We start from the raw sequence: 22,696 nt of genomic DNA, 5'->3' as shown, positions 1-22,696 counted from the left end.
TTAGAGTTGATAGATCCAATCTTCGGGATTCAAGCGATTGGAGTCCTTATATAGATAGAACTTCAATTTGGTGGTGCCGTCCAACCGATTGGTATTTATTTCTCCCAATACCTCTTTGGCGGCCACCTTATCCCCTTTTTTTACGTACAGATTGGATAGGTTATAGTATGTACTTATGTAGTTTCCGTGTTTTATCTGTACCCCTTTGTTCCCACCGGGCACAGATAGTATGGCGATGACTTCGCCTTCAAAAATGGCTCTCGCTTTGCTCCCTGCGTCGGTGGTAATGGTTACACCGTTGTTTCGATGCTTGATTCCCGGGTACAATTTATCCGCATACACACCATATCCCTGACTTTTAATGCCTTTTTCAACCGGCCAGATCAATCTCCCTTTGTTGGAGGTAAAATTATCGGCCAGCAACCTAGTTTCTGGCGTCATTGCAAATGTGGCGCTGCTTGCAGAGTTACCAGAGCTTTTGTTGGAACTCGCGATGGCACTTTTGATCATTCGTTCTATCTCACGATCAATTTTACGGGCCTCCTTTTGCTTTTCCGCAATGGCAGCAGTGTATTTTGCCTCGTTTTGTTTTATGCTCGTCAACAGGCTTCTTTGGGATTCAATTTCTTTGGACAGTTCTGCCTTTGCTTTCTGGTTCTCCGCAATGAGTTGGTCCTTTTCTTTCCGTTGACGAACCAAATCCTGATTTAACTGGGTGAGCTCTTCTGTTTTTTTAACAATGCCCTCACCTTGCTTTTTACGATGCTTTGCATATTGTTGCATGTATTGAAGCCGTTTAAAAGCTTGATAAAAATTTTCAGAGGACAATAGGAACATCAACCTATTGTTCTGGGATTTGTTTTGATATGTTTTTTGAATGAGTTCTGCGTAATCTTCTTTTAAGATCTTTAAATCTTCTCGGAGCTTACTTATGTTTCTGATGTTGACATTGATTTGCCGGTTGAGCAAATTGGATTGTTGATTCGTCACACGAATAAGTTCTTGCCGAACATTGATTTTATTGTCCAAGGCTTCCATTTGGTCCAACACGGTGCCCTTTTCCTTACGTTCGGCGAAGAGCAATCTATTGATTTCCTTTATTTCCTCCTGAAGACGTTCACGTTTGGACTCCAAAGCTTTTTGCTCACTAGTTTGCGCAAAAGACCCCGTTGAAATAAAAAATACAACTATCAGATAATAAATACAATATGAAATTTTACCTTTCATATTACTTTAATATAATTTTGTCATATCCGTTGGGCACTTTGTAAGGAAATGTCATCGATTTATTTAATTCCAAGTTACGAAAACTTAAATCTATCGTGGTCAACTCTCCTTTTTCTTCCGCAACTATCTTAATATCCTCGGGAAATATTATTCCCGAAATATCTTGATAGGTATAATTTGCAGCAAGCTGTCTGCCGTTTTGGGGTTGGGATATTTGTTGGCTGGCCACCTTAAAGTTTTTGGGTTCCAACTGAAACAAAATCTTAAAGAACTCCTGCGCCGCTTTTGGCTTCAATTGGTAATTGCCGTTGTACACTTCCGTATTGAACTTTTCCTTTCGCATATCCATAACAGCGTTTCCAAGTAGCAGGTTCTGTACTCTTTCAAAATCCAATTCAGTGCCGAGCATCTCGCTCAAATAACTAAAGTCCCCATCAAAATATTCATTTTGTAATTTATTGTAAAAAGATACCTTGTTCGGCGTTATATGGGCCTTGACCACGCCCAGTGGAGCGCTCATCCAAATCACCTTGTCCTTAGCCATACGAAGGCTCACATTTACCCCTTGTGAATCATCCCCATTGGTATAATCTATCTTAACACGCCCCCTCAAAGTCTTAAATTTGGGCTCATTGGAATAATGGGCATTTATGATGTTCTTCGCTGATAGTCTTGGGTTAATTTCCCCTCCAGTGATGGACTTGGTACTTTTACAAGCTCCAATAGTGAGCAGAAAAACCGTTAACACTGCGATTCCAGGTAATTTTTTATATAGATTCATTATAATCCTGAATTGATCTTGTTCAAATACTCGTTTGCTTTTTGGGTGTTTCCTATTTTGGAATACCCCTCGGAAAGCTGTTTGTATATCCTATTCTTCAAATTGTCATCGTCCAAGAGATAATCAAGTCCGCTTTCCAAAACTTCTATGCCCTTGTTCGGATTGCCGGTGTTGTTCAAGGCTGTCCCGTAGGCATAATAAAAATACGGCTGTAGCGGATAGGAATCCAACGCTTCCTGTGAATCATCCAACAGGGATTTGTAGTCAGCTGCTGTTATCAATTGTTCCATTTGTGCTTTCAAATCTGCTAAAGAATCGTCCAGATTTTCCCTTTGTTCAACGACGGGAGCTGCTTCGGTTTGCGTATCACGTTGAAGGGAATCGCTTATTTTTCGATTCAATTCGGATTTTAGTTGGGAATTTTCCAAATCATCGAGCACCTTTGAGGCTTCCTCATATTTCTTCATTTTGAACAAAGAGACGGCCATATTTTGCAGAAGTTTTTTGTTCTCGTAGGGTATGCGTTGCTTTACGCTCTCCACAGGGCTTCCTTGTTTGTCCAGAATGGTCAGTAAATTGTCCAAATACCAATAGTCGTTCGGTTCGGATAGTAATGCTGCAATGGCATAGTCTTGCGCTTGGACATATTTTTTATCGAGCATATACGCTTTGGCCAGTTCATAGTCCACCACGCTGTTGTCGGGCTCCAATTGCTTGCATTTCAAGAACAAATCCACGGCCCTGTCATAGTTCTGGATGCCTTTTTGCTTTAAGGCCTCAAAGAAATTTTCTTGAAACTCATCGGTATATTCTTCGAGATAGACATCGGCGCTTTCTTGTTCTTCTTGGGCATAAGACAAAATGCACAAGAAAAAAGCACACGCATATATGATACTATTTTTAATTAATTGCTTCATTTACTACAGTCAATATCATTTTATCCCTCTGCAAATATTCGAGCAGATATTTGCGCTTGATTTTCGTAAAACTATTATCAGTATAAGTTCTTTGTTTAGTGATTGTAATAAAATAATAATTCCCGTCTTTGTTTAGTGTCCAGGATTCCGATGCCGAAGACACAGTTTTACTTCTTAAATCATTCCCACATCTACCAAATGATTTAATATTATATTTTGCTGCGGAATATATATTTCCCTCCTTTTTTGATAATTTTATGACTCCTGATGGTCGAACAAAATCATTTTTTACGAAGAAATCATCCTTGTTTCTAAACACAATTTGCTCTTTGCTAGATTCAAGTGATGATATGACCCATTCATTTACCAAAAAATCAGAATCAATGTCATTTTCTTGGGCGTAGCTATAACAATACATCACCATTGATGCTCCCAAAATCAGCCTAAAAAGAAACTCTTTTTTCATTTTAACTCTACCTAATTAAAAACCTCATCCAACAATTGGAGTTTTAAATAGTTCTGGTTCAAACTAACTATTTTATAAATACTGGCATATATTGGGCTTTGATTGTTTCCAAAATAGTATCCTCTGGTAAGTTGGTTACCCTCATAGTTTAAGGACCAAACCTCCTTTTTGAGCGAACCATTCCCTGAACTTATAGGTTCTGAACCACAAATCCAACCAGAATAGTTTTTTATCTGACTTGTACAGACCACAGAATCCAGACCTATTTTGAAAGTGTAAATTGTCTTCAAATCTTCTTTTGACAATGTTTTGGTAAAGCCTGGTTTTCTAAGTATTATTTGCTTTAAAGTAGATTCCTTATCGGAAATGACCCAATCATCAAAAAGAAAGTTCAGATTCACTTTTTCTTGGCCATAGGTATCACAATACATCACCATTGATGCTCCCAAAATCATCCAAACAAGAAGTTTCTTTTTCATAGTAACATCCTAAGTCCCCATCAAACCAAAAATCCATTCTAAAGTTATTCCAAAACGGAATAATCTCCAATACTAATGGTCTCAAAATTACCATTATAAACAACATGGTTGCCAATCATGGCATTATCGAGATTGGCATTGCTGATTTTACTGTTGCTCTGGATGAGGCTGTTCTTTACGGTCGAGTTCTCCAAAACAGTATTCGCGCCAATAGAAACATAAGGCCCCACTGTGGTATTCTTGAGCACTACGTTCTCTCCGATGAAGCAAGGCTCAATGATATTGGCATTTTCCTGTTTCACGGAATCGGCAATCATTTGTTCCCCTTCTTTCTCCAAAAAGCCCAACATACGCTGATTGGTTTCCACGGTAACGTTTTTGTTGCCGCAGTCCATCCATTCATCCACCTTACCCGGAACAAATTTCATACCCTTTTCCATCATCCGTTTGATGCCATCGTTGATTTGATATTCTCCCCCGTGCTTGATGTCATTATCCAATACGTGCTGGAGTTCATTTTTGAGCACTCCAACATCTTTGAAGTAATAAATACCGATCACGGCCAAATCGGAGACAAATTCCTGAGGCTTCTCAACTAATTCAACAATTTCATTGGCATCGTTCAACTGAACCACTCCGTAGGCCTCTGGATGCTCCACTTGCTTCACCCAAATAACACTGTCGGCCGATTTATCCAAATCAAAGTCAGCGCGAATCAAGGTATCGGCATAGGCAATCACAGCAGGGCCGCTCAGCGACGCTTTGGCGCTCATTATGGCGTGTCCTGTGCCCAGCGGCTTGTCTTGTCTGTAAATGGACCCTTTGGCCCCAAGTTCATCGGCCAGTTCCATTAAGCTTTCCACAACGTCATCTCCAAAAAAAGCAGGGTCGCCCAAAATAAAAGCGACTTCCTCAATGGGTTCTCCCAACACCTTGGCGATGTCACTCACCAATCGGTGCACAATGGGTTTGCCCGCAACGGGAATCAATGGTTTTGGAACTGTCAATGTGTGTGGTCTCAGACGGGAGCCTCTTCCCGCCATGGGTACGATTATTTTCATATGTCACACACCTGCGAAGGCAGGTGTCTCCTTTTTAGTGGTTAATACTTTCTCCTTGATTCAACAAGGTTTATCTTAATTTATTATAATTCAATTTCCAGTTAAGACTGATGTCAACCCAGTTTGGGTTAAACTCTTCTATTAAATTGATTTTCCACCCTCTCTTCCACTTTTTCATTTGCTTTTCTCTTTTTACAGCTTCTTCTCCATTTTCAAACTGTTCAAAATAAACCAACTTGTCACAATTGTATTTTGCGGTAAAGGACTGTGAAAACGCTTTTAATTTATGTTCTTTTACTCTTTCATCCAGATTATCGGTAACGCCTACATAAAGTACTCCATCAGGTCTATTGGTCATTATGTACACATTCCAAAATTTCATAATTTCAATAGTATTAGGACGACCCTTCTTATAAAGGCTTTGTAGGTGTCCTTCCCTAAGAGATTCCTGCCTTCGCAGGAATTTTACTTGATTCCAGTACTCCCGAATCCCCCTTCGCCCCTATCCGTTTCCGAAAGGGTCTCAACTTCGTCCCATTCGGCACGCTCGTGCTTGGCGATGACCATTTGGGCAATGCGCTCCCCGTTTTCCACGGTAAAATCCTCATTGGACAGATTGACGAGTATTACCCCAACGTTTCCGCGGTAATCGGCATCGATGGTTCCAGGTGCATTAAGCACTGTAATCCCTTTTTTGGCCGCCAATCCGCTACGTGGTCGTACTTGTGCTTCATAACCCACGGGGAGTTCCATAAAAAGTCCTGTAGGGACAATGGCCCTTTCCAAAGGTTTTAATGTTATGGGGGATTCCAAATCCGCTCGTAAATCCATCCCTGCGGATGCAAGGGTTTCGTAATGCGGCAGCTTATGGCCTGACTTGTTGATGATCTTAATCTTCACGTTTTATAAATATGCTTCGTAATTTATCTCCTTCCATCTTGTACACTAGCCCTAAAAATAACAAAAACAGTAGGCTGCCGGCTATTAAATTTCTATTAAAAACATAGAAGGAGAGGATTGACAACACAAGTGATACGGATAGATAGAATACAATCTTCCGCATATTATAGGGCACGGGATAATATTTTTTTCCGTAGTGATAGGACAAAAACATCATACTGGCATAGGCTGCCAAGGTTGCCAGGGCGGACGCCATATATCCAATTTTTGGAATGAGGCTTATGTTTATGATAAGTGTGATGATGGCTCCCACGGATGAAATATAGGCCCCATACTTGGTTCTGTCCGTTACCTTGTACCAAACGGATAGATTATGGTATATGCCCAAACAGAAGCTTGCCAGCAATATTATAGGAACCACGTCCAAGGCTTCACGATAAATTGGGTTATGCAATAGCAACCTGCCAAGAACATCTATAAACACAATGACACCCAACAAGATAATGCTACCTAGAATTACGAAGTAATTAGTGATTTGCGCATATGTCTTTTGAGGATTATTACTATTAGAGTGGCTGAAGAAAAAGGGTTCCACTCCCATACGGAAAGCGGTTCCAAACAGTGTCATAAACATGGCTAGTCTATAGCAAGCCCCGTATTTGCCCACTTCGCTTTCCGCTATGTCTGATGGAAGTAGTTCCGTCAACAATATCTTATCAAACACCTCATTTATAGTAAAAGCGATTCCGGCAACAAGAATTGGTCCTGCATATTTCAGCATCTGTTTCCATATATCCAAATCGAAATTATAGGATACTTTGATATAGGTGGGAAGTAAAATCAGCAATGTTACTCCACTGGCAATAACGTTGGATATCAAAACATAATGGATTTCCCAATCAGGTTTGTACAGCGATGCCAGAAAGCCCGTATCGCCTTCTTGGGCCATCTCCGGGAGAATAAGCAGAAAGAACACATTAAAAGCCAAATTGATGGCCACATTAATCGTTTTTAATACTGCATAGCGCATTGGTTTTTCATTCGCCCTGAGCAATGCAAACGGTATGATAACCACCGCGTCCAAAACCAAAATATAAGTGGTGAACTTGAGATAATCTGAGTTGATGTTGGTTACTCCGGAAAGCCATTCCCGCACGGAAAGTGCAAGAATCAGAAACAATAAAGAAGAACCCAATAAGGATATCAACGAAGTGGAAATCACCTTGGCCTTGTCTTCGGTTTTATGGTAAAATCGAAAAAAGGCAGTTTCCATACCATAGGCCAAGAATACATTAAAGATTGCTATCCAAGCGTAAATATTGGTGTACTGTCCATAGCCTGAAGCATTCTCAAACACCGAGGTGTACAACGGCAACAGAAAGAAAGAAATGACCCGCGGCAATACCGTGGCCAAACCGTATATAAATGTTTGTTTAAAAAGCCTTTTTAGTGGATTCAATAGGTGTTGCTTCTTTAAAAACCTTGATTAGGTGGCTACAAGTTACGCAAAAGCCATAAGCTGTAATACTAAGAAAAACAAAAAGGCCACCCATTCGGTGGCCTTTTCTCTTTTATTGATTTGCGATTCCATTTACCTAAGTTCTATGAAATCATCCAACCTATATTTTAATCTTGGATAAAATATATAAAGCCAATCCATATAGCAAGACCGAAATGACCAATACCCTTGGGTCAATTTTAAATGACTTCCACACCATTTTAGAGGTTGAAGTCTTTTCAACTCCCAATATGTAAAGGAAAACCACAAATACTATGGTTACAATGATAAAATAAATCACCTAGCACGTTTAAAAGAAACCCAGATTTCTCTTTCTTGGAAATTGTTTGCGGGATTTGTCCTATTTTTAATCAAAAGGTCGGTCAAAACACCATTGTTTTTCTTGTTAATATCGTACCACGCCAAACTTTGAATCTCATGGAAGTCTTTTAGCTCTGGTTTTGGAATTTGTTCGTAATATTTACTCAAAGAATCCTTTTGCACTTCAACGGGTAATTTAAATCCATGTTTTTCCAGATAAAATTTGGATAAGCTGGATGTATTGGGCATACCATATTTGTCTACAACTTTTTGATAAAATTGTTCCACATCCCATACCTTAAGGATTAGAAGAATTTCTTTGAACTTTTTATCCTCTCCCAGTTTTACCTTGGCGGCTATCTTTTCTACAGAAAATCCCAGAAAATGATATTGGCCTGCCATCTCATCAACTGTGCAATAGTCGTAGGATGTTAGACCAGAATCTACAGAATTGCTCATATTTAATTCTATGTAAGTAGAATCTTTAAACACATCTGAGAACGATTTGCATAAAACACTTTCATCAATAACCATTGTCTGAGCGATTAAGCACGATAAAACTAAATACCACGAAATTGAATTCATGAGTAGATTTATGTATCTTTAGTGAGCAAATTTACCATTGCCTCTTTCAAGAAATCCAATCACTTAGGACATAATTGGCCTTCCATTTTTCATCAATCTTTTTGAAAACTATCAAATCTCCACCTCCTGTGCTTTCCACATATATTAAAGCATATTCCCCATCATTTGATAAAATGGGCACAGAGAGGGTCAAAGTATTAAAATCATGTTTTTTAGAGATTGTAATGTTATCGAACATCCCTTTATTAAAACTTATTTTCTCAACTGCTTGAGCTTTTCGTTTAAGCCTTATCATCTCCTCTTTGTCAAAAATTTTTCTAAATTCGACACCAAACTTTTTTTCAATGATATCATGGGAACTATTCAATTCACTGTAGTTGATTAAATCAACTAATGTTGAACTGCTGGAAGGTTTGACCAAAGATTTGAAAAACAATTTTTTCTCCTTTCTGTTTTCAAAATATGCATTGATTACTTCGGATTGTTCCAATGTTATATTTTGAATACCGGAAGTGCTTTTACAGTTCAAGCTAAAGAGAATTGCAACGGCACAGATTAAATATGTTATTCCTTTCATATTTTTTAGAAGATAGCAATACTAAGCCTATAGGGCTCATGCTTGATATAGACAACTGACAAAGTGAATCCAAAAACAAAATAAGGTTATGAGCAGCCGACAAATTGATTACCCTCAGCTAATCCAAAGATGCAAATAAAAAATATCCTCCCAAGCATCATCATCAAATCTGAACAAGGTTATTCCTCCAGCAGCACTTTCTGGGCCTTCATAGATTTCTTCATACATCAATGCATACTTAGTTCCGTTATTAGTAAAAACATATGGGAAAGAGATACTAATTTTAGCTTTCTGATTGAGCTCTATGTTTCCATTGAGCTTGTTTTTATTTAACCTTTGTTGAATTGTACTCTGATTGACAAATTCTCTGATAATACTACTAAATTCCTCGTTGGAGAACATGGAATGGAAATCAACTTTAGGTCTATCGTAATTTCCCAAATCGTTATTTGCTTCTTGCCAAGCAGATAGGTTGTCCAGTTCTTTACTATACTGGCTTATGTCAACTGTTTTTCTTGCCAACACTTTTTCATCCATAGAGCCATAATGTGAATTTATCAAATTATAGGCTTCGCTTGATGTTTCTAGCTTCATTGTATTGCATCCTATTGTGATAAGCAAGACAAAAAAGAACATAAAAATACATTTTATTGTAGTTTTCATCTTATGGACATTTTTCTCCTTTTGCATGACATTATTAATCCACAAGCACATAAGCCAATTTCACTGGAATAACTCTTTTTTTCCCATTTAAATTTTGTTGTACAACATATACATCATGCTCTATTATTTGAGGAGGTGCCATATGCCTAAAAAATTGAGTCAAAGAGTCAAGAGTAATGGTTTTGTTAGTTGAATTTGAACCATAAGAATATCTTTCAGGGTTCTCAATAGGGCTCATTTCTATATGTTCGTTATTATACAAGTTGATTATAATTGGAAATGAATCGGTATCTTCTATATGGACATATATTTCTTCTCGAGGATAATAATCTAGAAGCTTATATGTGATTAATACAACAATAACCAAAAAGATAGCTATAATAGTTCCAATAAAATATTTTCCTTTCATAATAAATTAATTACAATCTATTCCTTTTGCATATGCTTTTTGTAGAGCGGTTACAACATTATTTAATTGTACTTCATTTAACTCTTGGTGCAAACCAGACCAAGCTAAATTTTCGTAATATGAAAAATTTTCGGATGAGTTATCGAATGCTTGTAATCCCTTGGCAATAGGTATTACATACTTATCTCTCATTATTGAATGATGTAAATCATTGGTTCCAGTAGTGGCCTTTATGTACTTTTTGAATAATTCTACAAATGAATCTTGGCCATCTCCAAATTGATGCTTTAAAAGTAATGCATGAATACTCTCATGCAATATCGTTCTAGCTATATCGATAGGTGGTCGATTATCTATCTGATTAGTATTCAAAATAATCTCATAATTGTTTTGATAAAGAAATTTTGTAATCCCATTAGGTATTGTACCATCACTGTTGGGGCTTAATTTCCCCAAATTATAGGTAAGATAATATGTGTTGTGATTAAGTTCATCATTAAATGCAATGTAGGTATTCTGAATTATTCCTAACTCGGTTAAGTTTGTGGAGTTCAACTTATCATAAACACACTTTGCCTTCCCTGTAAGGTTGTTGATGATTTTTTCTTCCTCCTCATTAATGGGCAGCAGGGTGTTCTCCTCCGGGCAGTCGGCGCTCTTCCCCATAATCGCATAGGCCTTTAAAATGCCATCGGTCCCGGGGCCACCAAAATTTCCTTCGCCCACTTCCACAAAGGGTTCGTTGTCACCTCTGCTGAGTTTTCATTGTTCAGAAAACAATCAATTGTTTACTGTTTTGAGAAAAACAGATATTATGATTTTCATTCAGACAAAGATGTATGGACATTGACCTTGAGAAACTCGTTGTCCACAAGAAAAAACACAACGAATTCATCAAAATACTTCATTATTTTATAGGCATCCAGTTTTCCAGTAGAAGCGTCTCTAAAGAACTTCTTCTTTTTTAGGAACCTTTGTAGACTGTAAACTCTCTTTGGTTTTAAACTATATTTTTTTGGCGGAAAACCTGATTGAGTGAAGAAGAACAAATCTTCCTTTATAATAGGTCCAAACGCTGATGTAACCAGTTCTTCAGTCTTGAATCTGAAAGCATGAACACCTTCATGATTTTTTTCCGCCGAGATATAATTCGAATCAAAATTAAAATACAAGGTGTCTTTGGGTACTTTTTGTCCCCAACAACTAATGAAAAATATAGATATTGTTAAGCTTAATAAAAAATTCATAACTTTTGATAGGCCAAAAACATACAAAGCCTAGTCTGATGGCTGGCGAGTTAAAATTATTTTTTCCTTATTTGGCAATTGTATTAGTTTGATTTTGTTTTTGGTTCTTTCCTGTATCAAAAATCGTTTTTCGATTGACATATTTTTATGGATTATATCAATGGGTTTCAACTTCACTTCAATGCTAGAGCTATATCCAAAAAAAGGTTCTGTATAGATTTCAATTTCTTTATGTTCTATAGTTGATAGAATCAATTTCTGGAAAATTGGGCTCTGCATATTTAGTTCGGGAAATTCTCCACTCTCATCAGATACGAGGGCAATTAATGTTTTGTTATCTAAATCCTTCAGCAAAAGGTTTGTGCCTTTTAAGGGCACCCCATTTACGTCCTTTACATAAATTTTAATCAGACAATTATTGCTGTTATCAAAAATTGGAAGAGATTGTAATTTGTTTTTACCAAGGATTGTTACATCTTTTATGGTATCCATTTTTCCGTACGGCTCAAATTGTAATATTAAAGTGTCCTTACTAATGGTGTATAGTCCTTTGGAGAGTTCTTTTGAGCCTAAATGAAGTAGTTTGGTCCGATTAAAGGTTCCATCATCATCAAAACTATACTCAACCCCAATATCATTGACCATGACCGTTGGCGATTTATAAATAAAATTTCCCGAAAGAGTGTTTTGGCCATAGCAACTATTTATAACAATAGGAAATATTGCAAAAAACAAAATAAATCTAACAACCTGCATTATTTCCTTTTTGGGGTTTAGGATTTCCATTTGTGTCTTTTTTTGTTAATTCAATTAAAATTACATCATTAATTCTTTTTTGTGTTGCCAAAGGCAGTCCATTAAAGGCACTAGTAGAATGAAGACCAGCCCAGGCCATATCTTCATAAAACTGTCTACTATGATGATACCCTTTTATATTACCAAACTCTTGTAGAGAATCAGCCATTGGTTTAATATAATTGTTGGCAATATAATCATGTCCATAGTTTAAGTACGCAGAAGCCCAATCAGGTCCTAGCAAAGCTTGTTTTTGAGCAATGGTAGCAGCATTGTAGGATGATGCAACAACATATGCGTGTATAGATTCATGCATCATTGTCCTTGCCCATGAAAGGTCTGTTGCATTGCCCCATGCTTGTGAATCAAAGGTTGTGGTAACAGTGCCTGTAAGCTTGTTGTATTTGGTAGATGTGGTTCCCGTAGCGCCACCTAGGCTTCCATCCTTCACTTCCCAGTTAAAGCCCGGGGTATTGCCCGCAAACTTTTGTACAATATATCCAACTCCCTTATTCAGGGTCTTCAAATCATTCAAAACGTTCTTAAGGCATGGTTTAAGTGCCGTGTCATCGATTTTTTCTTCAAAATCATCTTCCTCATTAATCGGCAGAAGGGTGTTCTCCTCCGGGCAGTCGGCGCTCTTCCCCATAATCGCAATGGCCTTTAAAATGCCATCGGTCCCCGGGCCACCAAAATTTCCTTCGCCCACTTCCACAAAGGGTTCGGTGCCGGCTCCAGAACCGCCGCCCCCATTGTCCGGTGCATAGGTGTTCCAATAGTCGTAGTAGCTGCCGGGGTCGTGGTTCCCGCCACCGCCGGAACCTGAGCTTCCTTCATTTCCTCCGTTACTGCCGCCGCCACTATTACCACTGTCACCGTTGCCTCCTTCGGCATTTACACTCAAACAGGGCTCCGGTTCGCTGCCCATTTTGCCGTTCTGGTCCATCTGCAGGCCAAAGGCTTCCAAGGTATATACCCCTATGGTGCCCTTGAACGGTTTTTCCTGTCGTGGCCCCGCCACATATTCGGGCCAGTAGTCCTCGTCCACCTCGTAGCGCAGCACAAAGGGCTCGTTATGTACCCCTTCGTGGGTCTGCTTGGCCACCACGTTGTAAAATACATTATGGGGCGTATCCGCAACGTACATCCGAAGGGAATAGGTGGTATTCCCCACGGAGTCGGTCACGGCCAGCACGCGGCTGCCGTCCAGCACCACGTCCGAACCATCGCTTTTGGAGGCCCAGCCCACCTTGGAGGTCTGCTGTGCTATGGAACTTGAAAAATCGGGCAGCTCATCAATGGTCAATGCCTTTAGCTGCACACTGTCTTCCGTTACTTGGATTGGTTCTAGGTAGTTGGTCTCTTCTTTTTCGCAGTTCCAGGCCAAAAGGGCCAATAGCATTACGGGGAGTAGTTTCTTCAGTAGTTTCATTACTTGTCAAGTTTTAAGAATTAATAAGACTTGGGGAATCTTTGAAAACACACAACATACGGATATACGCAGTCTCTGTTGCGCATATATTTTGCTACGCTGTACAAGTAAGGGGGTAGTGTTCCCGCTAAACTAACAACTTTTTTTGACAATGGATTGGACGAAAACCTTAAAAAAACTGGGGTTTTTCCATAATTTACGAGTAAATCGCCATGAAAAATGGGCCAAAAAGCTCAAAACAAAAAGGCCACCTGATCGGTGGCCTTTTTCAATATTGTGTAATCGCACTAATTGTTCAACGCTTCCGCTCCACCAACAATCTCGAGGATTTCGTTAGTAATGGCAGCCTGACGGGCTTTGTTGTACGTCAACTTTAATTCGTTTCGAAGCTCAGCGGCATTGTCCGTTGCTTTGTGCATGGCGGTCATACGGGCACCGTGCTCACTGGCAAAAGAATCCCTGATCGCCTTGAACAACTGTGTTTTCAAGGATTTTGGAATCAATTCTTTTACGATCTCTACTTTGGATGGTTCAAAAATGTAATCCGCTGCAATGGCTTCGTCACCTTCTGCACCAACAATGGGCAAGAACTGTTCGGTCATTACAATCTGTGTAGCGGCATTCTTGAACTTGTTGTACACCAACTCGATTTTATCATAATCGCCTTTGGTGAACAAACGCATCAACAATTCGGCGATTTCGGCAACGTTGTCAAAGGTCAAATCATCATACACCATACTTTGATCCCCAAGAATCGTGTGCCTTTTGCGAAGAATGTCGTTTCCCTTCTTACCAATGGTGTAGAAATCAACTTGTTTGCCCGGATATTTGCTGGACACCAAATTGTTGCTCTGCTTAATGATGTTGGAATTGAATCCACCACAAAGTCCCCTGTTGGAAGTAATGGCAACCACCAAAACTTTGTTTACGGGCCTATTGTCGGCATACTCACTTCCTCCGTCTCCTTCCAAACTGGCGCTAAGCCCTTGCAAGAGCTCGGTCAGTTTATCGGAATAGGGACGCATCGCCGTGATAGCATCCTGTGCTTTCTTCAACTTGGCAGCCGATACCATTTTCATAGCACTGGTAATCTGCATCGTTGATGAGATGGATGATATCCTGTTACGTATTTCCTTTAGATTTGCCATTGTTTTAAATTATGGGTTATGAGTGATGAGTTAAGAGTTTTTGACTATTGCCACTATGATTCTTATTAACTCCTCACATCTATCCATCAAATCTTTAGGGACTTCTCTACCAGTGGCTTCTAAAATCTCAAGCCAATACTTTGTTTCGTCGGCTTCCTTTAGAGCTATCCCAAATTTATTTTTAAAATCTTTTGCGCTAACCCCTCTTTGCGCTTCCCTAGTATTTGCACCGATACTGGTGCCACTTTTCATCAATTGAGAGGCTATCTCAAAATCCTTTTTATTCTTTAAATCATCACAGTAATGAACAATTTTACAAGCAAACTCGAAACTTCTAATTCTTATAGGACTCGTTTCAAGCTTTCCCATAACTCATCACTCTGAACTCTTAACCTTTGTACTTACTAGAAAGCTCCTTACAAACAGCTGTCAACGTATCGGTAACCTCATCGGTCAATTTACCCGCTTTAAGGGTGTCCAATACATCTCTGTGCTTGGCGTTCAAGAACTCCAAGTAATCTTTTTCAAATTCTTTTACCTTGTCCACAGGAACATCTCTCAACAAGTTCTTGGAACCTGCAAAAATGATGGCCACCTGATCTTCCACGGTAAATGGATCGTTCTGACCTTGTTTCAAGATCTCAACGTTTCTACGTCCTTTTTCAATAACGTTCAAGGTTGCGGCATCCAAATCGGAACCGAACTTGGCAAAAGCTTCCAATTCACGGAACTGGGCCTGGTCCAACTTCAAGGTACCCGCCACTTTCTTCATGGACTTGATCTGCGCATTACCTCCCACACGTGATACGGAGATACCCACGTTGATCGCAGGACGAACCCCTTGGTTGAACAAGTCTTGCTCTAAGAATATCTGACCATCGGTAATGGAAATTACGTTGGTAGGGATATATGCGGAAACGTCACCTGCCTGTGTTTCGATAATGGGAAGGGCTGTCAAGGAGCCTCCACCTTTTACCATAGGCTTCAACGAATCCGGAAGGTCGTTCATGTTTTTTGCGATATCATCATCACCGATAACCTTAGCGGCACGCTCCAACAATCTTGAGTGCAAGAAGAAAACGTCACCAGGGTATGCTTCACGTCCCGGAGGTCTTCTTAAAAGCAAGGATACCTCACGGTAAGCCACCGCTTGTTTGGACAAGTCATCATAGATGATCAAGGCCGGACGGCCTGTATCCCTGAAGAACTCACCGATAGCTGCACCGGCAAATGGAGCATATACCTGCATCGGGGCAGGGTCGGAAGCATTGGCGGCAACAATGGTCGTATAGGCCAAAGCTCCTTTTTCTTCCAATGTTTTGGCGATGGCGGCAACCGTTGATGCTTTCTGACCTACGGCAACGTAGATACAGTAAACCGGCTCACCTGCATCATAAAATTCTTTTTGGTTTAGGATGGTATCGATACAAACGGTGGTCTTACCTGTTTGTTTGTCACCGATCACCAACTCCCTTTGCCCACGACCAACTGGAATCATGGCATCGATTGCCTTGATACCTGTCTGCATGGGTTCGTCAACGGGTTGTCTAAAAATTACACCAGGAGCCTTACGTTCCAAAGGCATCTCGTAGGTTTCGCCGGAAACAGGTCCTTTACCATCGATAGGTTTACCCAAGGTATCCACCACACGGCCAACAATTCCCTCACCAACGTTGATGGAAGCAATACGCTCGGTTCTCTTAACAGTAGCGCCTTCCACAACTTCTTTGGACGGGCCCAACAATACAACACCTACGTTATCTTCCTCCAAGTTAAGAACGATACCTTGCATGCCCCCGTCGAACTCTACCAACTCCCCGTACTGGGCATTGGAAAGTCCATATACACGGGCAATACCATCACCTACTTGTAATACGGTACCTACTTCATCCAAAGAAGCGGATGCTTCGTAACCTGATAACTGTTTTTTCAAAATTGCTGATACCTCAGCGGCTTTTACTCCTGCCATTTTTATAGACTATTTGTAAATTCTCTTTTTAATCCGTTCAATTTGTTTGCGATGCTTGCATCGTATTGGGTATCTCCTACCCTAAGCACAAATCCTCCGATGATGCTCTCATCGATCTTATTCTCCAAAGTGACCTTGTTTCCGGTCGCCTTGGTCACAGTATCCAAAATTTTCTTCTCCAATTCGGAAGTCAATGGAACCGCTGTTGTAACATAAGCCACCTCTTCGCCCTTCAATTTTTCGTTAAGGATGATGTATTTAAAGGCCACTTCCTGCAACATGGCAATTCGCTTGTTGCTGATCAACGTTTGAAGAAGGCCTTTGGTGATTTCGTTGGCCCCATTGAAGATTTCCAACAAACTGTTCTTTTTTACCTCTGATCTTACAATCGGGCTCTCCAACATATTTTGAAGCTCCACGCTCTCAGAAATGGTCGCAGCTATCTCCCGCATGTCCTTTTCCACGGCATCGGCCGCTTTCTTTTCGACTGCGAAATCCAAGGTTGCTTTTGCGTAACGTATGGCTGCCCTGTTTTGGTTCATGGTCTACTAGTTCAGTTTAATATCGCCCAACATATCCTCGACTAACTTTTGTTGTTTGCCTTTCTCGGACAGTTCTTGTTTGATTACTTTTTCGGCAATCTCCAAGGATAGGTTGGCCACTTGTGCTTTAATATCGGCAACAGCGGCTTTCTTTTCGCTTTCGATGGTAGCCTGGGCCTGCTTGATCATTTTATCACCTTCCACCTGAGCTTGTTCTTTGGCTTCGGAGATTATGCTGGCCTTTATATCCCTTGCTTCTTTTAGCAGAACATCCCTTTCGGCTCTGGCCTCTTTTAAAAGTCTTTCGCTGTCGGCTGTAACGTTCTGTATCTCCTTCTTGGCAGCTTCTGCAGCTTCAAGGGCGCCTTTAATGCCTTCTTCACGTTTTTCAACGGAATTCATTATAGGTTTCCAAGCATATTTGGCCATGATGAAAATCAAGACCAACATGATCAATGTTTGCATTACAAACAAGCCTGGAGAAAAATCGTTTAATAATTGTTCCATAACTAAATTAAAATTTAAAAGGCTGCCGATAGATAACCAACCGTTACCATCGGCAGCTTAATGATTTTGCTTTTTGGATTACTTTCCTAAGAAAAGTGCACCAAATGCCAAACCTTCCAATAGTGCGGCAATGATAATCATCGCTGTCTGAATTTTACCGGTTGCTTCTGGTTGACGTGCAATACCTTCCATTGCACTACCACCAATTTTACCTAGTCCGATACCAGCACCGATTACAATCAAACCTGCACCTACTAAATTTGGAACTGTCATAAAAGTCAATTTATATAGTTAAAAAATAAACTCAATTTAAATAAAGTCCGCTCTTACATCCTCTGCATCAACTTCTTCATCATGATCATGTCCATGATCATGTTCGGCTACCGCCATACCAATAAACAGCGCGGACAACATGGTAAATATATATGCTTGCAAAAATGCAACCAACAGCTCTATCAATGTAATGAACAATGAAAGAACAAACGACAATAGACCGGAACCGAACACGGTCAATTCCGATTTCATGGTTATCAGAATCGCTATAAGGCTCATCACAACAATATGACCCGCCGAGATGTTGGCAAACAAACGAACCAACAATGAGAACGGCTTGATCAAAAACGCCCCGGCCAATTCGATCACGGCCAAAACAGGACGAATCAAAACGGGCACTCCTGGCATCCAAAGCATATGCTCCCAGTAGTCTTTGTTTCCTTTAAAGGTATATATGACCAATGTAAAGATGGCCAAGGCAGCGGTTACTGCAATCTGACCCGTCACGTTGAAACCAAAAGGGGTAAGCCCCAAAAGGTTCAAAATCCATATGAAAAAGAAAACGGTCAGAAGGTATCCCGTGAACTGACGATACTTGTGCCCAATATTTGGCTTTGCGATCTCATCTCGAACATAGAGCACCAAAGGCTCCAAAATACGGCCAAAACCGGTTGGGATTTGTTTGTTTTTGTATTGTCTGGCCAATCCGCCAAACCAAATTATCATCAGAATGCCTATCAACAACATCCCGAAAACACTCTTGGTAATGGAAAAATCCAAAACTTTGTGCGCGTTGACCGGATGGTGCTCCTCATCCATAGCGATTTCCTCTGCACCAGGCTCCAACTCGTAAATTTTACTGTGTAGTTTAACAAAACGGGTTCCTCCTGCCTCAACAATGTGATGACCTGAATCATCATGGTGAAATCTTGAGGACATAAAGGTAACAAGGCCTTCGCTGGACCATACGATTACAGGCAGCGGAAACCCAACATGCTTGCGCTCTCCCTCTGAGTTTGTATAGGAAAAAAGATGAAAATCGTGAGAATCTTTGATGTGGTGTAGGATGTAGCTCTCAACCTCTTCTTGGGTATTTACCGCACCCTCTTTTTCTTCGTCGGAGGAGGAGTTTGCGCTAACCCCAATGGAAAACAACAATATAAACAGTGTGGCTGCTAAATCAATGGATCTTTTGAATACCCGCATTGCAATTAAAGAAATTATCCGTTCGTCAAATTCCGCGCAAAGGTAGTATTAAAATGTCAAAAAATAATTTTTTTTCGAGATTTCATTCCATTCTTTTCAAAAGTTGACTCAAAAAGAATACCTCACAGCCCAAACCCAAAAATACCGGTATCAGAAAATGGCCTTTATTTATCTCGGCTTCAGCGATGTCACCAAAAAAATAATTCTGAAAAACTGCGACGAAAAGCAGCAATTTCAACACCAATGTCGCCAAATATATGAACCCCAATTGGTCCTTCAATTTTTTGATTTGAGCCAAGAAATGGAAAACCAATATCAGTACCAACACAAAAGACAGTAAAAAAAGGTATGGTTTGAGCAGCATACAGTCTTTGGAAAGGTAAGGGCAGCCGATTAAATATGCATGCACCAGGTAAACCATTAAAAACGACAGCGTAAAAACACCTGTCTGCAAAAGACCTTTTCCTCTCATTTGCCCAATTGAATCGCCTGTTTTATCAAAATATACATGGCCATGATTATCGCGACAAAAGTAATCAGTTCTTCAGCAAATGAAAACTCGTACTTAGTTTCTACCCAAGAACCCAACAAGTTTCCCAGATAAATAGTAGCGCCCATTTGAATGGCGGAACCAGACAAACGGGCGGCTGTATTGATTGTTTTTTTATATTTTTTAGGAGGCTTTTGCTGGCTCATTCTTAGTGGTTGACTGCATTTTAGTGGCAGCAGTTGCAGCTCCTTTGCCCATGGTACAGGCGGCATTAAACGTTGCTCCAGGTTCCACGGCCAATTTTGATACACTTACAGTGCCTTCAATATATGCAGACGATTTTAGGGAAAGAAGGTCCTTTACGTTGAGTTCGCCATTGAACTTGCCTTCAATATCGGCATTCACACACTCTACTTTTCCGTTGATGTAGCCATCTTTTCCAATGACGACCTTACCGGACGTGGTTACATTGCCTTCCAACTTGCCATCTATCCTAAAGTCGGCTTCGGAGGTAATGTCTCCCTTTATTTTTGTGTTTTTTTCAATACGGTTGGGCTGGCCGCCAAATTCATTCATAGGTCGTGGTTTTTTGTTGTCAGAAAACATAGTGTTCTTGGGTTTTGGGGATTAAAATTGTGCTTTGTATGATTCTAGATTCTTGTGGACCTGTATAATTTTATAATTGTCCGATAAAACTACAAAATTCTCATCTTTAATAAGGTAGTCCCTATTGTTTTTTATAAGCTCGGCAAAGCCCAGGGCAAAATCTTTGGAAGGAAAACCATGTACCACCACAAACTCATCTTCCAAATTATAAATGTCCTTGGATACAATGTTCTTGTAATTTAGTTCGTCCACCACCTCGACCAAACGGTTTTTGAGCTTGGTCGCATTTTCATCATTCTTGATTTTAAACGGAAAAACCACTTTCCAGTTTCCTGTTCCGGTAGAGCCTGTTTCCGGGGAAAACTCCTTGGTCTCCAATTTGGGCAATTGTTCCTCTACCATCTGCTCCGCTTTCTTCCCTTCTGGATTGTTAGGGTAGGTAAGTGCAACGTAGTTCAATGCTTCCTTAAAAGGTTCAAACCCCTGCAAACGACCAATGGCATTTGCCTTTAACATCTCGAATTTGGGCACAATGGGGTCTCCCGTAAATTGGTTGATGTATTCTTCCGACCGGGTAATGACCTGCAAAAATTGCTGTTCTTCGTACTGTTTAAATAGTGAGGCATACCTCGCATCGGGACTATCCGAGTTTCCGTCCAGTACAGCTTGCGGGTTCAACAAAATTTCGGCGTAACGGGTATCGGGATGATTGCTGATGATGTTCTGCTTCATGCTCACCGCCAATGGGCTTCCGGATTCCTCGTAAATCTTGTAGAGGTTATATTTTGATGGGAGAATCAAGCGTTCCTCGGGGTTTGAGGAGAGCACGCGCTCCAACTTGGCAGCGGCCAGCATGTTGTCCTTAAACTTTTCTTTGTAGATCAATCCCAACTGATAATTGGCAAAATTGCGTTCGCCCTTTAAACTATCGATAACGGCCACATCGGTGGGAACTTGCTCCAAGTAATAGTCCACCGAATACTTTTGGTCTTCGGTCAACACTTCATCATTGGCGGCAATCTCTTCCCCTGTTGCCTCGGAAACCAGTGTTTTGGATTTGTTGCTCCAACGCCAATCGTCCTCGAGATTCCTTGTGCCCCATCGGGTCTTGAAATCGTTTCTGCCGTGGCCCAGACTCGTAATGTTATAGAAATAGAACTTTCCTTGGTTCTCTTTGCCTCCCTTACTGTTGGCAAAAGTGGCAAAACCGGCATTGGTGCGTTCCAATTGTTTCTCGGCCTCAGCTTCTTCTTTCCGCTTCATCTCGGCAATGTAATCTTCAAAATAGGCTGTACGCTCCGCAACGGGCATTTGGTACAACGTGATCACACTGTCGGCGTGCTGTACAATATCTTCGTACTTGATCACATCCTCAAGGTTGTCCAGTCGCTTTTTGATATCGCGATGCTTTCTGGTATTCTCGTTCAGGTTGGTCAACGTACTGTCATAGTAAGAACCTGCCATTCGGTACTCGTCCTCATCAAAATAATAATCCGCCAAACTCTGATAGTTCAAGGCGTATAATTTGCGCTCGCCCTGGGTGGCCTGTATGGATTTGTTGTAATAGGCCAAGGCCAAACTATCTTCTTCGTAGGCCATGTGATATTGGGCCACCTGTCTGTAGATTTTGTCCAAAAAGGGCCTGTTCTCCCGATTCTCTTCCAAATCGGTAAGGTATTCCAACATTTCTTCCCGGTTCCCCTCCGTAAGTTCGGTGTTCTGTATTTTTTTGAGGTGCGCATTGATCATGTACACCCTTGGCGATTTACGGTTCAGCTCAATGACCTTGTTGTACGCATAGTTGGCACTGTCCTGATGCCCCAATTGGTCGTACAACTGCCCAATGATGAACAGGTATCTTCCCTTTTCGGGGTTCTTTTTGGTGTAGGCCTGGGATATTTTCAGTTTTTGAATGGCGGTATCCGGAGCATTCAGGTTGATGTAGCACTGTGCCAAAACAGCGTTGGCATCGGCATATTCCTGATCCTTGAGTTTTTCGTATTTAAAGAGCCGCTTCAAATTTTTGATGGCCACTTCGGGGTTGTCCAAACGCATGTTGGTCTTTTCCCGCCAAATGGTGGCTTCATTGAGTTTGTCGCTCTTGCTGTATTTTCTAAGGATGTAGTTGAAGGATTCCAAAGCCGGAATATAGCGTTGGTCAAAATAGCGGGACTTCCCGAGAAGAAGGAATGCCTCGTCTATTTGAGGGTTGCGTTCCTCATCCTTAATGTCCATGCTGTGCTTTTGAATGGCCTTGGTGGCCTTTTCCTCGGCAATAAGGAAGTTGGGGTTGTTGTCCTCTGAGTCTAGTTTTATCTCGTCGGTGACCTTTAAGCGCTCCACGGGAAGGATTTCCCAATAGTCGTCGCGATAAGTGGCATTGATTTCCTCCAATCCTTTTTGAAAGGCCAAATTACCGTTGTACAAGGTGTTGTACTCGGTGTTGAGTGCGTGCCAATTTCGGTTGATGAATTTATCTTTTTTGGTGGAACATGCATTGAATGCAAGCCCTCCCAAAACCATGGCGCCTAAAAATGTGTGATGAAGCTTCAAAATTATCGATAATCTTGTGTAACCTTAAACTCAAAAATGAGCGG

28 protein-coding genes are annotated in these 22,696 nt (G+C 40.7%); all 28 read right to left on the bottom strand.

Features of this window, described 5'->3' with window-relative positions; all coding sequences use genetic code 11:
- The 28 genes from GVT53_RS17730 to porW all read right to left on the bottom strand — a co-directional run bounded on the left by GVT53_RS17730 (position 1) and on the right by porW (position 22,652).
- On the bottom strand, positions 1–1,227 hold the full coding sequence (locus GVT53_RS17730) for a murein hydrolase activator EnvC family protein (RefSeq protein ID WP_166249818.1): 1,227 nt from the start codon (positions 1,225–1,227) through the stop codon (positions 1–3).
- Position 1,228: 1 nt separating this feature from the next.
- Positions 1,229–2,008 (bottom strand): lipoprotein insertase outer membrane protein LolB1, encoded by a 780-nt coding sequence (gene lolB1, locus GVT53_RS17725; RefSeq protein WP_166249817.1) that lies wholly within the window; start codon positions 2,006–2,008, stop codon positions 1,229–1,231.
- A complete protein-coding gene (locus GVT53_RS17720; RefSeq protein ID WP_166249816.1) occupies positions 2,008–2,925 on the bottom strand; it encodes a tetratricopeptide repeat protein in 918 nt (305 codons plus the stop codon). Before GVT53_RS17720 ends, lolB1 begins: the two co-directional genes overlap by 1 nt.
- A complete protein-coding gene (locus tag GVT53_RS17715; protein WP_166249815.1) occupies positions 2,909–3,391 on the bottom strand; it encodes a hypothetical protein in 483 nt (160 codons plus the stop codon). The genes GVT53_RS17720 and GVT53_RS17715 overlap by 17 nt, the downstream gene beginning before the upstream one ends.
- Before the next feature lie 11 nt (positions 3,392–3,402).
- A complete protein-coding gene (locus GVT53_RS17710) occupies positions 3,403–3,870 on the bottom strand; it encodes a hypothetical protein (RefSeq protein ID WP_166249814.1) in 468 nt (155 codons plus the stop codon).
- Between the two features lie 44 nt (positions 3,871–3,914).
- Complete coding sequence (locus GVT53_RS17705) at positions 3,915–4,931, bottom strand: sugar phosphate nucleotidyltransferase (RefSeq protein WP_166249813.1); 1,017 nt, start codon at positions 4,929–4,931, stop codon at positions 3,915–3,917.
- Between the two features lie 70 nt (positions 4,932–5,001).
- Positions 5,002–5,313, bottom strand: coding sequence for a GIY-YIG nuclease family protein (locus tag GVT53_RS17700; RefSeq protein WP_166249812.1), 312 nt, complete (start codon positions 5,311–5,313; stop codon positions 5,002–5,004).
- Between the two features lie 83 nt (positions 5,314–5,396).
- The gene (dut, locus tag GVT53_RS17695; RefSeq protein ID WP_166249811.1) at positions 5,397–5,831 is read right to left on the bottom strand and encodes a dUTP diphosphatase; all 435 of its coding nucleotides are present in this window, start codon (positions 5,829–5,831) and stop codon (positions 5,397–5,399) included.
- On the bottom strand, positions 5,821–7,290 hold the full coding sequence (locus GVT53_RS17690; RefSeq protein WP_166249810.1) for a lipopolysaccharide biosynthesis protein: 1,470 nt from the start codon (positions 7,288–7,290) through the stop codon (positions 5,821–5,823). The genes dut and GVT53_RS17690 overlap by 11 nt, the downstream gene beginning before the upstream one ends.
- Positions 7,291–7,626: 336 nt before the next feature.
- Entirely contained in the window at positions 7,627–8,235 is a 609-nt protein-coding gene (locus GVT53_RS17685; RefSeq protein WP_205791746.1) for a hypothetical protein, read from the bottom strand.
- Positions 8,236–8,281: 46 nt separating this feature from the next.
- Positions 8,282–8,812 carry a hypothetical protein gene (locus GVT53_RS17680; RefSeq protein WP_166249809.1) on the bottom strand — a complete coding sequence of 177 codons (531 nt, stop codon included), beginning with the start codon at positions 8,810–8,812 and terminating at the stop codon, positions 8,282–8,284.
- A 114-nt stretch (positions 8,813–8,926) separates the two neighbouring features.
- Entirely contained in the window at positions 8,927–9,475 is a 549-nt protein-coding gene (locus tag GVT53_RS17675) for a hypothetical protein (protein WP_166249808.1), read from the bottom strand.
- 34 nt (positions 9,476–9,509) lie between these two features.
- Positions 9,510–9,884, bottom strand: coding sequence for a hypothetical protein (locus tag GVT53_RS17670; protein WP_166249807.1), 375 nt, complete (start codon positions 9,882–9,884; stop codon positions 9,510–9,512).
- A 6-nt stretch (positions 9,885–9,890) separates the two neighbouring features.
- Positions 9,891–10,610: a SprT family zinc-dependent metalloprotease gene (locus GVT53_RS17665; RefSeq protein WP_166249806.1), complete on the bottom strand. Its 720-nt coding sequence runs from the start codon at positions 10,608–10,610 to the stop codon at positions 9,891–9,893.
- Between the two features lie 95 nt (positions 10,611–10,705).
- On the bottom strand, positions 10,706–11,131 hold the full coding sequence (locus GVT53_RS17660) for a hypothetical protein (protein WP_166249805.1): 426 nt from the start codon (positions 11,129–11,131) through the stop codon (positions 10,706–10,708).
- 30 nt (positions 11,132–11,161) lie between these two features.
- Positions 11,162–11,917, bottom strand: coding sequence for a hypothetical protein (locus tag GVT53_RS17655; RefSeq protein ID WP_166249804.1), 756 nt, complete (start codon positions 11,915–11,917; stop codon positions 11,162–11,164).
- Positions 11,874–13,358, bottom strand: a complete 1,485-nt coding sequence (locus GVT53_RS17650) for a hypothetical protein (RefSeq protein WP_166249803.1) — start codon at positions 13,356–13,358, stop codon at positions 11,874–11,876. The genes GVT53_RS17655 and GVT53_RS17650 overlap by 44 nt, the downstream gene beginning before the upstream one ends.
- Positions 13,359–13,645: 287 nt before the next feature.
- Positions 13,646–14,506, bottom strand: a complete 861-nt coding sequence (gene atpG / locus GVT53_RS17645; RefSeq protein ID WP_166249802.1) for an ATP synthase F1 subunit gamma — start codon at positions 14,504–14,506, stop codon at positions 13,646–13,648.
- Between the two features lie 30 nt (positions 14,507–14,536).
- Positions 14,537–14,875 carry a four helix bundle protein gene (locus GVT53_RS17640; protein WP_166249801.1) on the bottom strand — a complete coding sequence of 113 codons (339 nt, stop codon included), beginning with the start codon at positions 14,873–14,875 and terminating at the stop codon, positions 14,537–14,539.
- A gap of 19 nt (positions 14,876–14,894) precedes the next feature.
- Complete coding sequence (atpA, locus tag GVT53_RS17635) at positions 14,895–16,475, bottom strand: F0F1 ATP synthase subunit alpha (protein WP_166249800.1); 1,581 nt, start codon at positions 16,473–16,475, stop codon at positions 14,895–14,897.
- 2 nt (positions 16,476–16,477) lie between these two features.
- Positions 16,478–17,017 (bottom strand): ATP synthase F1 subunit delta, encoded by a 540-nt coding sequence (gene atpH, locus GVT53_RS17630; protein ID WP_166249799.1) that lies wholly within the window; start codon positions 17,015–17,017, stop codon positions 16,478–16,480.
- A 6-nt stretch (positions 17,018–17,023) separates the two neighbouring features.
- Complete coding sequence (locus GVT53_RS17625) at positions 17,024–17,524, bottom strand: F0F1 ATP synthase subunit B (protein ID WP_166249798.1); 501 nt, start codon at positions 17,522–17,524, stop codon at positions 17,024–17,026.
- A 78-nt stretch (positions 17,525–17,602) separates the two neighbouring features.
- A complete protein-coding gene (gene atpE, locus GVT53_RS17620; protein ID WP_014032715.1) occupies positions 17,603–17,797 on the bottom strand; it encodes an ATP synthase F0 subunit C in 195 nt (64 codons plus the stop codon).
- A gap of 36 nt (positions 17,798–17,833) precedes the next feature.
- Positions 17,834–19,003, bottom strand: a complete 1,170-nt coding sequence (gene atpB / locus GVT53_RS17615; protein ID WP_166249797.1) for a F0F1 ATP synthase subunit A — start codon at positions 19,001–19,003, stop codon at positions 17,834–17,836.
- Between the two features lie 82 nt (positions 19,004–19,085).
- Complete coding sequence (locus GVT53_RS21275) at positions 19,086–19,424, bottom strand: DUF6168 family protein (RefSeq protein ID WP_417941842.1); 339 nt, start codon at positions 19,422–19,424, stop codon at positions 19,086–19,088.
- A gap of 47 nt (positions 19,425–19,471) precedes the next feature.
- Positions 19,472–19,699: an AtpZ/AtpI family protein gene (locus GVT53_RS17610; protein ID WP_166249796.1), complete on the bottom strand. Its 228-nt coding sequence runs from the start codon at positions 19,697–19,699 to the stop codon at positions 19,472–19,474.
- The gene (locus GVT53_RS17605; protein ID WP_166249795.1) at positions 19,677–20,099 is read right to left on the bottom strand and encodes a bactofilin family protein; all 423 of its coding nucleotides are present in this window, start codon (positions 20,097–20,099) and stop codon (positions 19,677–19,679) included. The genes GVT53_RS17610 and GVT53_RS17605 overlap by 23 nt, the downstream gene beginning before the upstream one ends.
- Before the next feature lie 21 nt (positions 20,100–20,120).
- Positions 20,121–22,652, bottom strand: a complete 2,532-nt coding sequence (gene porW / locus GVT53_RS17600; protein ID WP_470299723.1) for a type IX secretion system periplasmic lipoprotein PorW/SprE — start codon at positions 22,650–22,652, stop codon at positions 20,121–20,123.
- Positions 22,653–22,696: the final 44 nt, after the last annotated feature.

It is taken from the genome of Flagellimonas oceani (assembly GCF_011068285.1).
Lineage (GTDB): Bacteria > Bacteroidota > Bacteroidia > Flavobacteriales > Flavobacteriaceae > Flagellimonas > Flagellimonas oceani.
This window is presented reverse-complemented; position numbering and strand designations above follow the sequence as displayed.